The sequence below is a fragment of the Geothrix sp. genome, from assembly GCF_049292215.1.
GTDB lineage: Bacteria > Acidobacteriota > Holophagae > Holophagales > Holophagaceae > Geothrix.
The window spans coordinates 12,495-25,436 of record NZ_JBATQW010000046.1; the positions used below are offsets into that span (position 1 = coordinate 12,495).

Annotated in this window: 11 protein-coding genes; 4 read left to right on the forward strand and 7 right to left on the reverse strand. The window is 68.0% G+C overall.

Annotated elements, in window-relative coordinates; genetic code table 11:
- The first annotated feature begins 78 nt into the window (after positions 1 to 78).
- The 3 genes from WAS25_RS07935 (at position 79) to murI (ending at position 3,341) form a co-directional block, all read left to right on the forward strand.
- Positions 79 to 1,521 (forward strand): sigma-54 interaction domain-containing protein, encoded by a 1,443-nt coding sequence (locus WAS25_RS07935; RefSeq protein WP_422310982.1) that lies wholly within the window; start codon positions 79 to 81, stop codon positions 1,519 to 1,521.
- A gap of 162 nt (positions 1,522 to 1,683) precedes the next feature.
- Positions 1,684 to 2,553 carry a 50S ribosomal protein L11 methyltransferase gene (locus WAS25_RS07940; protein WP_422310983.1) on the forward strand — a complete coding sequence of 290 codons (870 nt, stop codon included), beginning with the start codon at positions 1,684 to 1,686 and terminating at the stop codon, positions 2,551 to 2,553.
- A complete protein-coding gene (gene murI, locus WAS25_RS07945; protein WP_422310984.1) occupies positions 2,550 to 3,341 on the forward strand; it encodes a glutamate racemase in 792 nt (263 codons plus the stop codon). The genes WAS25_RS07940 and murI overlap by 4 nt, the downstream gene beginning before the upstream one ends.
- On the opposite strand, the gene WAS25_RS07950 is transcribed toward murI, so the two are convergent.
- Both WAS25_RS07950 and WAS25_RS07955 read right to left on the reverse strand, forming a co-directional pair.
- Entirely contained in the window at positions 3,338 to 4,960 is a 1,623-nt protein-coding gene (locus tag WAS25_RS07950) for a sensor histidine kinase (RefSeq protein WP_422310985.1), read from the reverse strand. The genes murI and WAS25_RS07950 overlap by 4 nt on opposite strands.
- Complete coding sequence (locus tag WAS25_RS07955; protein ID WP_422310986.1) at positions 4,957 to 5,868, reverse strand: CHAD domain-containing protein; 912 nt, start codon at positions 5,866 to 5,868, stop codon at positions 4,957 to 4,959. The genes WAS25_RS07950 and WAS25_RS07955 overlap by 4 nt, the downstream gene beginning before the upstream one ends.
- Before the next feature lie 57 nt (positions 5,869 to 5,925).
- On the opposite strand from WAS25_RS07955, the gene uvrA reads away from it, so the two are divergent.
- The gene (gene uvrA, locus WAS25_RS07960; protein WP_422310987.1) at positions 5,926 to 8,829 is read left to right on the forward strand and encodes an excinuclease ABC subunit UvrA; all 2,904 of its coding nucleotides are present in this window, start codon (positions 5,926 to 5,928) and stop codon (positions 8,827 to 8,829) included.
- Between the two features lie 4 nt (positions 8,830 to 8,833).
- Here the strand turns inward: uvrA and WAS25_RS07965 are convergent, their stop codons facing one another.
- From WAS25_RS07965 to WAS25_RS07985, 5 genes are all read right to left on the reverse strand, one after another.
- Positions 8,834 to 10,981 (reverse strand): DUF5916 domain-containing protein, encoded by a 2,148-nt coding sequence (locus WAS25_RS07965; protein ID WP_422310988.1) that lies wholly within the window; start codon positions 10,979 to 10,981, stop codon positions 8,834 to 8,836.
- Between the two features lie 98 nt (positions 10,982 to 11,079).
- Positions 11,080 to 11,253: a putative motility protein gene (locus tag WAS25_RS07970; RefSeq protein ID WP_422310989.1), complete on the reverse strand. Its 174-nt coding sequence runs from the start codon at positions 11,251 to 11,253 to the stop codon at positions 11,080 to 11,082.
- Between the two features lie 18 nt (positions 11,254 to 11,271).
- Positions 11,272 to 11,523: a carbon storage regulator CsrA gene (gene csrA, locus WAS25_RS07975; protein WP_422310990.1), complete on the reverse strand. Its 252-nt coding sequence runs from the start codon at positions 11,521 to 11,523 to the stop codon at positions 11,272 to 11,274.
- A gap of 21 nt (positions 11,524 to 11,544) precedes the next feature.
- Complete coding sequence (gene fliW / locus WAS25_RS07980) at positions 11,545 to 11,979, reverse strand: flagellar assembly protein FliW (protein ID WP_422310991.1); 435 nt, start codon at positions 11,977 to 11,979, stop codon at positions 11,545 to 11,547.
- Positions 11,976 to 12,923 carry a hypothetical protein gene (locus WAS25_RS07985; protein WP_422310992.1) on the reverse strand — a complete coding sequence of 316 codons (948 nt, stop codon included), beginning with the start codon at positions 12,921 to 12,923 and terminating at the stop codon, positions 11,976 to 11,978. The genes fliW and WAS25_RS07985 overlap by 4 nt, the downstream gene beginning before the upstream one ends.
- Positions 12,924 to 12,942: the final 19 nt, after the last annotated feature.

A 12,942-nucleotide genomic window follows, 5' to 3' on the forward strand; every position in this document is an offset into this window, starting at 1 on the left:
GGGTTGTTTTTTGCCCCGTCATTTTTTTGACTTGACCCCTAGTTCTCTGCCCCTAGGCTGGTTGCAATCAAGGAGCCCATGACCCAGCTGCCCCGCCTTCACTGGTCCACCCTCGGGGACGATACCGGGGGGCTGGAGCATCGGTGGGCCGCCCTCTGGGATGTGACGGTGGACCGCGGTACCGCGCCCGCCCTGGCGCCGCGCGATGTGGATCTGTGGGTGATCAGCGCCAAGGGCGCCTGGCCCCCACCGGAGTTGAACCGCATGATGGCCGAGGTGGCGGCCCTGCCCATCCTGTTGGGCCTGCAGCCGGACTCGGCGTCCATGGATCCCAAGGCGCTCTCGGAGTGGGGGTCCCTGGGCTCGGTTCGCTGGGGCGTGCTGGGGCCCGAGCCGCCCATGCCGGGTCTGCGGCCCCGCTCGGGCACCACCACCCAGCTGAGCGCATCGCAGGCCCTGGCCTTCGGGCTGGTGGGCACCAGCGTGGCCATGCAGGATGTGCTGGCCCGCGCCCGCGCCGCCGCTGCCACTCGCGCGACGGTGCTGCTGCTGGGCGAGAGCGGCACGGGCAAGGAGGTCATCGCCCGGGCCATCCACCGCATGAGCGCCGACAACACGGAAGCCTTCGTGGCCGTGCACTGCGGCGCCATCCCCGAGAACCTGCTGGAGTCCGAGCTCTTCGGCTACAACAAGGGCGCCTTTACGGATGCCCGCAAGGACACGCCGGGCAAGTTCCGCGAGGCCCACGGCGGCACCATCTTCCTGGACGAGGTGGGCACCATGCCCCTGGGCGCCCAGGTGCGCCTGCTGCGGGTGCTGCAGGAGCGCGAGGTGCAGCCCCTGGGCGGCGGTGCGCCGGTGAAGGTGGATGTCCGCGTCATCACCGCCTCCAATGTGGACCTGTGGAAGAAGGTGCAGGATGGCAGTTTCCGAGAGGACCTTTTCTACCGGCTCGAGGTGGTGCCCATCACCATGCCCCCCCTCCGCGCTCGGCGGGAGGAGGTGCCCTTCCTGGCCCAGCACTTCCTCAACCGCAAGGCCCGCGAGCACGGCCTCTACCCCAAGGCCCTGCATCCCAGCGTGGATCCCCTGCTCATGTCCCTCCCCTGGCCCGGCAACGTGCGCCAGCTGGAGAACGCCATCGAGCGGGCCATCGTGCTGTCGGGCACCCGCCCCGTCCTGACCCGGGAGGATTTCGCCTTCCTGGCCGAGCGCATGGGCGAGGCGACTCCTGCGGAGGCCCACGGCGAAGCCCCCAGGGCCGGCTTCACGCCCCTGCCCGCCGACGCCTTCGCCCCCCAGGCCGCTCCGGCCTTCGGCATGGACCTGCCCGCCGAGGGGCTGGACCTCAACCAGGTGGTCTCCGACATGGAGAAGAACCTCATGCTGCAGAGCCTGGCCATCACCCGAGGCAACAAGAAACGGGCCGCCGACCTGCTGGGCCTCAAGCGAACCACCTTCCTGGAAAAAATGAAGCGGCTGGACCTGGAAGACCCCGATACGGTGGAGGCCGCCGAGTAGGGCTCCCTTTGAACCCAACGAAACAGGGGGGGACGCGTGTCCCCCCCTGCCGTTTTCCCCCCACAGCCCCTCACTCACTCACCGTGGCCCACTGACCGGCCACACCCTTTGAGTGCAGTCCGGAGACCAATGGTTCCCAGGGTGCCCTGTTAATCTTGGTACATGGTTCATGCGACGCATCTGCGGTGGAAGCTGGAGGTTCCGGATCCCCAGGAAGAGGCGCTCTGCGCCTGGCTGGAGGGGGAGGGCTCCTCCGCCTTCTACCGGGAGGCGGAGGAGCCCCGGGCCTGCTACGCCTACTTCCCCCCGGACCAGGCCCCACCGGCCGAGGAGGGGCTGAAGGCCTTTGCCGGGGTAAGCCTTCTGGAGGCTGAGGCCTTTGGGGACGAGGACTGGCTGGCCAAGAGCCGGGAGGGTTTCGGTGCCTTCGAGGTGGGCACCCGCTTCCACGTGCGACCCACCTGGGACGAGGCCCCGGGCCCCGCAGGCCGCCTGGACCTGGTGGTGAACCCGGGCCTGGCCTTCGGCACCGGCGGCCACGAGACCACCCGCCTCTGCATGGAGCTACTGGAGGAACTGGCCCAGGCCGACCGGTTGAAAGGCCCCATCCTCGACATCGGTGCGGGCACGGGCATCCTCTCCCTGGCGGCCCACCTGCTGGGCGGGCGGCACCTCACGGCCTTCGACATCGACCCCGACTGCGGGCCGGCCATGGCGGAGCTCATCGAGCTCAACGCCCACCTGCTTCAGCGCGCGAAACCCTACGAGAGCTTCGTGGGCACCCTGGACCACCCCAAAGCCAATGGCCCCTTCGCGGGCCTGCTGGCCAACATCCTGCTGATCACCATCCAGGAGCTGCTGCCCCGCATGGCCGAGGTGGCCGCGCCCGGCGCCTGGATCATCGCCAGCGGCATCCTGGCCGAGCGCACCGACGAGGCCCTGGTGAGCCTCGTGACCCACGGCTTCAAGCCGGAGCAGGTTCGGCAGGAGGGCGAGTGGATCGCCATCTTGGCCACGCGGGTCAACCCATGAGCCGAGCTGACCGCCCCATCGGCATCTTCGACTCGGGCATCGGCGGGCTCACGGTGCTGCACGCCCTGCGCCAGTTGCTGCCCCAGGAGGACCTGGTGTATCTCGGCGACACGGCGCGGCTGCCCTACGGCAGCAAGAGCCACCGCACCATCGAGCGCTACACCCTGCAGATGGGTGAGCTGCTGCAGCGCGTGGAGCCAAAGCTCATCGTCATCGCCTGCAACACCGCCAGCGCCCACGGCCTCCCGGCCCTGCAGGCCGTGAGCCCCTGCCCGGTCATCGGCGTCATCGAGCCCGGCGCCGAGGCCGCCTCCGAGCACGCGGGACCCGTGGGCATCATCGGCACCCTGGCCACCATCGGCAGCGCCGCCTACGACACGGCCATCCGCCGTCGCGATCCCGCCAAGGTCATCCACAGCGTGGCCTGCCCCCTGCTGGTGCCCCTGGCCGAGGAGGGCTGGTTCGACGACCCCGTCACCGACAGCATCTGCCGCCGCTACCTGAACCAGCTGCCCTTCGAGGTGAAGACCGTGGTGCTGGGCTGCACCCACTACCCCACCCTGCTGCCCAGCCTGGAGCGCTGTCGCCCCGGCACCCGCTGGATCGACAGCGGCCGGGTCACCGCCAAGGCCGTGGATCGCCTCCTGCAGGGCAGCCTGGGCTACCGCACTACCAGCGCCCGCGGCACTCTGCGCGTTCAGCTCACCGACGCCAGCAGCCGGCTGAAGGAAGTGGGCAGCCGGTTCCTGGAGGAAGCGCTGGGGGATGTGGAAGTGGTGGAGATTTAGACCAGTGCCCCCGGCAAGGTGAATACCACGAAGGTGCCCTTGCCTACGGCGCTCTCGATGCGGATCTCGCCGCCGTGGTTGCGCACGATCTCGCGACAGATGCTGAGGCCCAGGCCCGTGCCCTTGCCCTCGGGCTTAGTGGTGAACATGGGGCGGAAGACCTGGCCCAGCAGCTCGGCGGGGATGCCCTGGCCGGAGTCGTGGAAGTGCAGCTCCCACCAGAGGCCGCCCGGCGTGCTCTCGTCGGCGGGCTTCGCCGTGAGCACCACCTGGCCGCCCTCGGGCATGGCGTCCACGGCGTTGTTCATGAGGTTGATGAAGAGCTGCTCCATCTGCTTGCGGTCCACGTCCAGGCAGCAGTCCGGCGGGGCCTGGGCGGACACGGTGACGCCGTGGGCCGCCAGGGTGGGCGACCAGAGCTGCTGCAGGTCCTCTAGCAGGCTTTCGAAGAGCAGGGGCTTTCGGTGCAACTGGGGGCGGCGGGTGAGGTCCAGGAGGCGGCGCACGATGTCGCCCACCCGCTGGATCTGGCCGCCGATGACGCCCAGGCGCTCGCGGGTCCTTTCCGGCAGGTCCTTCTGGGCCTCCAGCAGCTGGAGGTGGCCCGTCACGAGGTTGAGGGGCGTGCCCACCTCGTGGGCGAAGGTGGCGGTCAGCTGGCCGGCCACGGCCAGCCGCTCCTGGGCGCCGAGCTCCTCCCGCAGGAGGGCGTTGCGCTCCACCAGGGCGGCCAGCTCATCGTTCTTGGCCTGCAGCTCGGAGAGGGCGACGTCGATGCGGTCCTGCAGGTTGGCATTGAGGCCGCGGATCTCGCGGATGAGGGCTTCGCGATCCTCCCCGGCCCGTTGGATCTGGGTGGCCATGTCGTTGAAGCGGGCGGCGATGAGGCCCAGCTCGTCGCTGCGGCGCACCGGGGCCCGGGCGCTGGATTCGCCCTGCTCGAGCCGCTGCATGGTGAGCACCAGGCCCTCGATGGGATCGCTGATGAGCATGCGCAGGATGAGCCAGAGCAGGATGAATTCGCCGAGGAGCACGCCGGGCAGGGTGCGCAGCGTGCGTTTGAGGTTGTTGTCCCAGACCACCTCCCAGCGCTCCAGGTCGCAGTAGGCGCGGACGAGGCCGATGGGGGGCTGGCCGGGCTTGTGGGGGCGGATGGGAAGGTAAACCTTCCAGGCCTGGCGCCCGGTGTTGAGGTCCACCAGCTCGGCCTGGGCCCTGGGCAGGGTGAGGTACGACCCAATCTCAGGGCCCCAGTCCACCTGGCTCTCCTCGCCGGAGGAGCGCACCAGCTCCACCTCGTTGCCCCGGCCCACGCGCTTGAAGACGTCGACCTGGAAGATGCTGCGGTCAGGGCCGGCGATGCTGGCCAGCACCTGGTCCAGCTTGTCGGGGTCCTTGAAGGTGGGGTCGCGCTCGATGATGTCGGTTTCGATGGTGCCGGCTGCCTCGATCACGAGGTTGCGCGAGTAGGCCTCCAGCTCCCGGCGGCTGTTGCGCACGATGGAGTAGGCCACGGCCACGGTCAGCACGCTAGTGACGAGGCCCAGCAGCACGAAGAGCTTGGCGTGCAGGCTGCGCAGCCAGGCCAGTGGGCGCAGCCGCACCCGGCCGATGCTCATGCCAGGATCCCGTCCAGGGGAGGGAGCCCCAGGGCGGGCCGCACGGCCCGGCCAAAGGCGGCGGGGCGCAGGGTGTCGGCCAGCTCGACGAAGCGGCCGTAGATGGTGCGCCGCGTCTCGGCCACGCCGCCCAGCAGGTCGAGCACGCCGGCGGCGAGGTTCTGCCGCCCGCGGAGGCGCAGCCCGGCCTCCGCCTCCCAGAGCAGGGCCTCCAGGGCCGCCAGGTCGTGGTGGTCGCCCAGCACGGTCTGCAGGGTGCGCAGGCTCTTCAGCACGGCCTCGGGGGGCTCGGCGAAGGCCGCTTCCAGGGCCTCGACCGCGTAGCGCAGCTTCTTGATGCGCACCCGGGTCTTGTGCAGGGCGGACGGATCCTCGTGGGCGCAGAGGTCGGGCAACTCGCCCAGGGCGGCTTCGGCCCGGGTCTCCAGGCAGCTCCAGGCGGCCTCTTGCAGGGAGGTGGACTGGAAGGGGTTCTGCAGGGCGGGCACCTCCAGCAGGCGGCGGAGGTCCGGCAGACGCAGGCGATCGAGCTCCTTCTGCATGGCCCGGCGGGCCTTGGCGCGGCCACGGTCCACCTGCTCCAGAAGGTGTTCGAGCACGGCGGCCTGGGCGGGCGTGGCGGCCTGGAGGAGGTGGTTCCGCAGGTGGCCGGCGTGGACATCCAGCTCCCGGGGAAGGCCCAGGGTGTCCACCAGCCCCTTGAGGGCCCGGCGCTGGCCCTTGTGGCCGGGATAGATCTCGGCGTCCACCAGGTCCAGCACGGCTCCGAGCCGCCGGGCCGAGACGCGGACCTGGTGCAGCTGCTCCTCGTCCTCGGCCCAGTCCGGGGCGTCAAGCAACTCCTGCAGGCGCGCCAAGCGGACCTCCAGGGCGCGGTGAAGCAGGATCGACAACTCAGCTGGATGCATCAGACGATTCTAAGCGCAATTCCCGAAGGCGAAAATTTGGCGTAAGCTAGGGAGATCATGGAACACATCCACATCAAAGGCGCGAGGGAGCACAACCTCAAGAACCTGGACCTCTCGCTGCCGCGGAACCAGCTGGTGGTGATCACGGGGCTGTCGGGCTCGGGCAAGTCCAGTCTGGCCTTCGACACCCTCTACGCTGAGGGCCAGCGGCGCTACGTGGAGAGCCTCTCGGCCTACGCCCGGCAGTTCCTCGACCAGATGGAGAAGCCCGATGTGGACAGCATCGAGGGCCTGTCCCCGGCCATCTCCATCGAGCAGAAGACCACCAGCAAGAACCCCCGCTCCACCGTGGCCACCGTCACCGAGATCTACGACTACCTGCGCCTGCTCTACGCCCGCACTGGCAAGCCCACCTGCGTGGGCTGCGGTGAGGGCATCGCCAGCCAGACCATCCAGGAGATGGCGGACCAGATCCTGGCCAGGCCTGCTGGCACCAAGCTGCAGATCCTGGCGCCCGTGGTCCGGGGTCGCAAGGGCGAGTACAAGAAGCTGCTGCAGGACCTCATGAAGCGCGGCTACATCCGGGCCCGCGTCAACGGCACGATGCTCGATCTCACCGAGGGCATCCCCGACCTGGACAAGCAGAAGAAGCACACGCTGGAAGTGGTGATCGACCGCCTGAAGGTGGACCCTTCCATCCAGTCCCGGCTGGCGGACAGCCTGGAGATCGCCTGCAACCTGGCCGAGGGCAGCGCCCTCCTGATCTTTGAGGCTGCAGTAGGCGCGGAGGGCCACCGTCCGAAGGATGGCCCGAAGGGCGGTGCCCAGGACGGGCGCCGTGACGGGGTCGAGCAGTTCTTCTCCAGCAAGCTGGCCTGCAGCAACACCAAGTGCGCGAAGTTCGGCCAGGGCCTGCCGGAGCTGGAGCCGCGGTCGTTCTCCTTCAACAGCCCCTATGGCGCCTGCCCCACCTGCGACGGCCTGGGCTTCAAGCGCCAGTTCGCGGAGGAGCTGATCATTCCCAATCCAGCGCTCTCCATCAACGAGGGCGCCATTCAGGCCAGCGGCTGGAAGAGCGTGTCGGAGGATGGCTGGCGCTCGCAGCTGCTGGACCAGCTGGCCAAGAAGATGAAGTTCAGCCTGGACGTGCCCTGGAAGAAGCTGCCCGCGGACATCCGCCGCCTGCTGCTGCACGGCACCGAGAAGGAGATGCGCTTCACCTACGAGAGCAAGCGCAACCGCTACGACTTCGTCCACCACTTCGAAGGCATCATCGGCAACCTGGACCGGCGCTATCGGGAGACTGCCAGCGAGGAGATCCAGGCGGAGATGGAGCAGTCCATGCGGATCATCCCCTGCGAGGACTGTGGTGGGCGGCGCCTCAAGCCAGAGATCCTGGCGGTGTACGTGGGGGGACTCCACATTGCCGACGTGGTCGCACAGAGTGTGCGGGAGGCCCGGACATGGTTCGCGGAGCTTGCGCTCGAGGGCAAGGATGCCGTCATCGCCGAGAAGGTGCTGAAGGAGATCCGCGAGCGCCTGGGCTTTCTGGATGACGTGGGCCTGGGCTACCTCACCCTGGATCGCAGCGCGGCCACGCTGTCCGGTGGCGAAGGCCAGCGCATCCGCCTGGCCACCCAGATCGGCAGCAAGCTCCAGGGGGTGCTCTACGTGCTGGACGAGCCCAGCATCGGCCTGCACCAGCGGGACAACCTGCAGCTCATCAAGACCCTCCAGGAGATGCGCGACCTGGGCAACACGGTGCTGGTGGTGGAGCACGACCTGGAGACCATCCTCGCCGCCGACCACGTGGTGGACATGGGGCCGGGCGCGGGCGAGCACGGCGGCATGGTGGTGGCCCAAGGCACGCCCGCTGAGATCAGCCGCACGCAGGGTTCCATCACCGGCGACTTCCTATCAGGGCGGGATTCCATCCCAGTCCCCCGCAAGCGCCGCAAGGCCGAGCGCGGGTATCTGTCCATTTTGGGCGCCGAGGAGAACAACCTGAAGAAGGTGGATGCGGAGTTCCCCATCGGCATCTTCACCTGCGTGACCGGTGTGAGCGGCTCAGGCAAGAGCACCCTGGTGAACGAGATCCTCTACAAGGCCCTGGCCAACCAACTGCACCAGGGCGTCCACATCGTTGGCAAGCACAAGGCCATCAAGGGCCTCGAGGCCATCGACAAGGTCATCGACATCGACCAGGCCCCCATCGGCCGCACGCCCCGCAGCAACCCCGCCACCTACACAGGCCTCTTCACGCCCCTGCGCGAGCTCTTCGCCCAGCTGCCCGAGAGCAAGGCCCGCGGCTACGCGCCGGGCCGCTACAGCTTCAACGTGAAGGGCGGGCGCTGCGAGAAGTGCGAGGGCGACGGCGTCCTCAAGATCGAGATGCACTTCCTCCCGGATGTCTATGTGACCTGCGAGCAGTGCAAAGGCAAGCGCTACAACCGCGAGACCATGGAGATCCACTACAAAGGCAAGAGCATCTCCGATGTGCTGGCCATGACCGTGGAGGAGGCGCTGGCCGTCTTCGGGCCCATCCCCGTGCTGGCCAACAAGCTTCAGACCCTCATGGACGTGGGCCTGGGCTACATCCGCCTGGGCCAGAGCGCCACCACCCTGTCCGGCGGCGAGGCCCAGCGCGTGAAGCTGGCCAAGGAGCTGAGCAAGCGCGCCACGGGCCGCACCGTCTACATCCTGGACGAGCCCACCACCGGCCTGCACCTGAAGGACATCCAGAAGCTGCTGGAAGTGGTGAACCGCCTGGTGGAGACTGGCAACACGCTCATCGTCATCGAGCACAACCTGGACGTGATCAAAACGGCTGATTGGATCCTCGACCTAGGCCCGGAGGGTGGCGGAGAAGGGGGCCGCATCATCGCCGTGGGAACCCCCGAGGCGGTGGCCAAACAGAAGGCCAGCGTGACGGGAAAGTACCTTGCGCCGTACCTGAAGTAGCGGGCTACAACCGCCACAGGTACGAGGCCTTGAAGAACAGGCCTCGCTGCATGTCGAGGAAGTGGTCCGAGGGCCGGTACATGCCGTTCTCCCACTCCTGGCGCTTGGCCAGGGCGCCGTAGCCCAGGTAGAGGACGGTGCCGGGGATGTAGGTGTACGAGGCGAGGAAGTCCGTCAGCAGCTGGCGGCGGTAGCCGTTGTACTCGGCAATCGCCCGCAGGAAGAAGGCATGGCTGAACTGGTAGGTGAGCTTGGCCCGGCTGATGGGGTACGAGTAGACCTTCTCGTCCGTGGCGTCCCGGTAGAAGTCGGCGTGGATCCAGTTCAGGGTCAGATTGAGGGATTCCCCTGGCTGGACCACGGCGGACAGCGAGGTCTGGGAACCGTGGCCCTGGAAAGGATCGGCGGTGTAGCGGATGCCCTTGCCCCGCCAGTGGGAGCCGGTGAAGGCGAGGGTCCGGGTGACTTGGCTGCGACCCGAAAGGCGCAGGCCGTCGGTCCGGAAGCGCTGGCCCAGGAACACCTCTCTGGCGTCGTCCCACTGGAGCGTGGCTGCGGCATTGCGCTGGAAGATGGCCGTGAAGCCCAGGGTCGCATCGGTCTCGAAGAGGTTGCTCGGGTGGTCGCGGAGGGTGGTGTACCCGACGAAGGGATCGAGGCGGCGTACCCAGCCAGAAGGGGGATAGACCTTGGGCGTCACCTTCAGGCTCGTGGCGGTGAGGCCCGTGCGGGTGAGGAAGCCGGCATCGGCGATGAAGCCGCTGGTCACGTCGTGGACCGCAGCGGTCACCGCCAGGCGACTGGTGTCGTAGAGGTACTCCAGGCCCAGCGCGCGGCCGCGCTGTGGTCCGGTGGTGCTGCCGTTCTCGGTGATGGAGCCCAGGGCGTGGAAGCCCAGGAGTGAGGCGGGCGTGAGGCGGAGCTGGCCATCGGGGCCGAAGACGCGGTTGCTGCGGGGACCGGCCTCGCGCCCGGCGTAGAAGGCGCCGAGGTAGCCATCCTCCTCGGTGCTCCGGCGGTAGCGGAAGATCCCGAAGTGGGGGTTGGCCGGGTCGGGGGACCTGGGATCGGCCGTGTCCGTGGCCGCCAGCAGGGCGATGGTGTCGTCGTGGCCCAGCTTGCCCGAGAGCTTGGCACCCCACTTGGGGTCCACGATGGTGCGCGAGTGGAAGAGCGCCAATACGGAGCCGGTCTGGGAGGCCGCAAGGTTGAAGGCCTCGCTGCCCTCCAGGAAGAAGGGGCGCTTCTCGGCGAAGAAGAGGCTGGAGCGGAGATTGGCGTCCACCTGCCCGGCATCGGCCTCCACCTGGGAGAAGTCGGGGTTCACGGTGGCGTCCAGGATGAGGCTGGGGGTCAGGCCGTATTTCCCCGTGAGGCTCCACTGCCGGTCATCGGAGTGGCGGACCATGACGCCCTCCTCCCGTGAGGCCTGGCGGGAGAGGGTGAAGGCCGGGAGCAGCTCCAGGATCGTGGGCCGGGCGAGCCCCTCGTATTCCAGGACCGCCATCTGGGGCAGGAAGGCGTAGCCGCGCTTCGGGTCCAGGGCCGGGAAGGAGCCGTGCTCCTGCCGACGGTGGATGGTGCGCTCGAAGAACACCGCCATGTCCACCACGGGCTTGTGCAGGTAGCGGATGCTCTTGAGGGGGATCCGCATCTCGACGGTCCAGCCCTCGGCATCGATCCGGGCGGCGCTGTCCCAGACCAAGTCGACGCTGAAGTCCTCCTTGTTGCTGGCGAATCGGCTGTCGCCCTGGACACCGAGCGGCGTGACATAGAAGGCGTAGAGGGACTGCTGGTCGTTGAAGGTGTCGAGGTTGATGCAGACGAAATCGCTGGAGCCGATGTCATCGCGGCGCGACAGGGCGCCCTTGATCAGGTCGGGGCGATCCAGGCAGCGGAAGGCGAAGTAGAGGTTCTGGTCGTCGTAGGCCATGTAGGCGGTGGTCTTCTCAGCCTGCCGTTTGCCGTACTCCGGGATGAAGGTCTCGAAGTCCGTGACAGAGGCGGCCTGGGCCCACACGGGCTCATCCAGTCGGCCGTCCAGGACCGGCGGGTTGCTTGTCTTGAGGGGCTTCAGCCGGGGCTTGAGCGGGGCCATCCCCCCCAGGAGGGGAAGGGCCAGGAGCGGGGCGAGAAGGAGGCGGGGGCGCATGGTCTTCCGGGGAGCGGGGGCAAGGAGCCCTAGCTTACATCAAGTCATGATGCAAGCGACCATCCAGGCGCATGAGTCCCATCGCACTCGCCTGACCCCTAAGCGTACTGGTCGATGCCCTGTCCCAGGCCCGTGGACTGGTTCAGCATCTTCACCAGGGCGGCACCCTGCTGGGCGTCCACGTCCAGGCTCTTCTTTAGCACGCTGACTGCGACCTGCTGCTGCAGCAACTGCTGCGCCTGGGCTGCTGCACCTGCCGGGCTGATGTCCACATTGGCCTCGAAAGCGTCTTATCGGATGTGGGGCTTCCGGACTTGAGCGGCCCGGAGCAGGGCAGCCACGTCCTGGACGGGCACCTTGGAAGCCGTGGCGGCACGGTTCTCGGCGGCGATGGCCTCGAAGACCTCCCGCCGATGGACCTCCACGGTGCGCGGTGCCTTGATGCCCAGTCGCACACCATCCTTGGTGATGCCGAGGACGATGACCTCGACCTCACCGCCGATGACGATGGATTGTTCGGGCTTTCTCGTGATGACGAGCATCCACGGGGCCTTTCAGACCGTTCAGTCCTGGAGGAGGATGGGGCAGCGGAGGGGGTAGGTTTCGGAGCTGAGGATGATCTGGCGGCCGATCCGCGTGCGGACGTTGATGATGAGGGGTCCCGCCAGGTTCGTGGTCATCTGCCGCGGATCCTCTGGCACGACCACCAGGGTAAGGATCAGGGCATCCTCCGGGGCCTCAAGGCCGAGGGCCTCGGCCTCCTCCTGAGTCAGGGGGACCTGGTAGTCCCGCTTGACCGTGACGGGGTCGATGCAGATGAAGGACACGTCCGGGTTCTCGTTGGACTGGAGGAACTTGAGGGGATAGCCGTCCTTGGGTTCGAAGAGCAGGAAGGCCGTGAGCTGCTCGAAGCCCAGCAGACCCTTGGGAAAGGTCACCTGGATGCCATCGGGCAGTTCGGGGGTGGAATCGGGAGGGTTGGCGGGTTCGGGGGTCATGGTTGTCCAGGGGTGGTCCAGATTAGGCTATCGGCGGATTCTGCCTCTTCCTGAGTTTCATGGGCGCCCTCGGCGAAGACCTCCCAGAGGGCCTCCAGCCGCTTGCGGCGGAAGCGGGGATTCGGGATGGTCCGCTCCAGGGCCTCTTTGGTGGCGGGGGGGTGCGACAGCCGGGCCATGAGCCAGCGGTTGCCCAGCTCCATGACGGCCCCCACATCGCCTTCATTGCCCCAAGCCCAGCGCAGGGCCGTGAGCTTCTTGGCGCGGTCCACGGCCAGGTCACCCAGATGCTTCACCTTCTCGACGACGGGATCATGCTTGGGGGGCGCGTAGGCGCGGATGCGCTTGAGGAGGTGGCGCATCTCCCTGGGCAGGCTGGCCAGGCGGGGCCCGATCTCGGGGTGGTCCCGGTGGGCGTCGCACTCATCCGCCAGAATGCGCAGCAGCGGCAGCAGCAGGGCAGCATCGCGGCTGGCGTAGCTGATCTGCGCCTCGCGCAGGGGGCGGAGCATCCAGTTGGAGTCCTGCTCCTCCTTGGGGATGTCGAGGCCCAGCTTGAGCTTGGCCATGGTCTTGAGCCCCGGCTGGGGATAACCCAGGGCGCGGGAGAGCAGCATGGTGTCGAAGATGCTCTCGGGCACCACGTCGTAGAGGCGCTTGAACACGATCCCGTCGCCGGAGAAGTCGTGGACGATCCAGGGCACCTGGGCCATGGCCTGCAGGGCGGGGCGCATGAGGTGATCCAGGGGGAGCGGGTCCACCAGCCAGGCCTGGTCGTGGGTGGCCACCTGCATGAGGGCCAGCACGCAGTGGTGCATGCCCGTGAGGCTGCACTCGATGTCCACGGAGAGCACGCCGGCCGCGTGCCAGAGCGGCAGGGCCTCCTGCAGCTTTTCCGGAGTGTCCACGTAGGTTGTGGGAAGGTCGAAGTGATCCAGCGCCATCCGGCCAGTATGCCAGTCC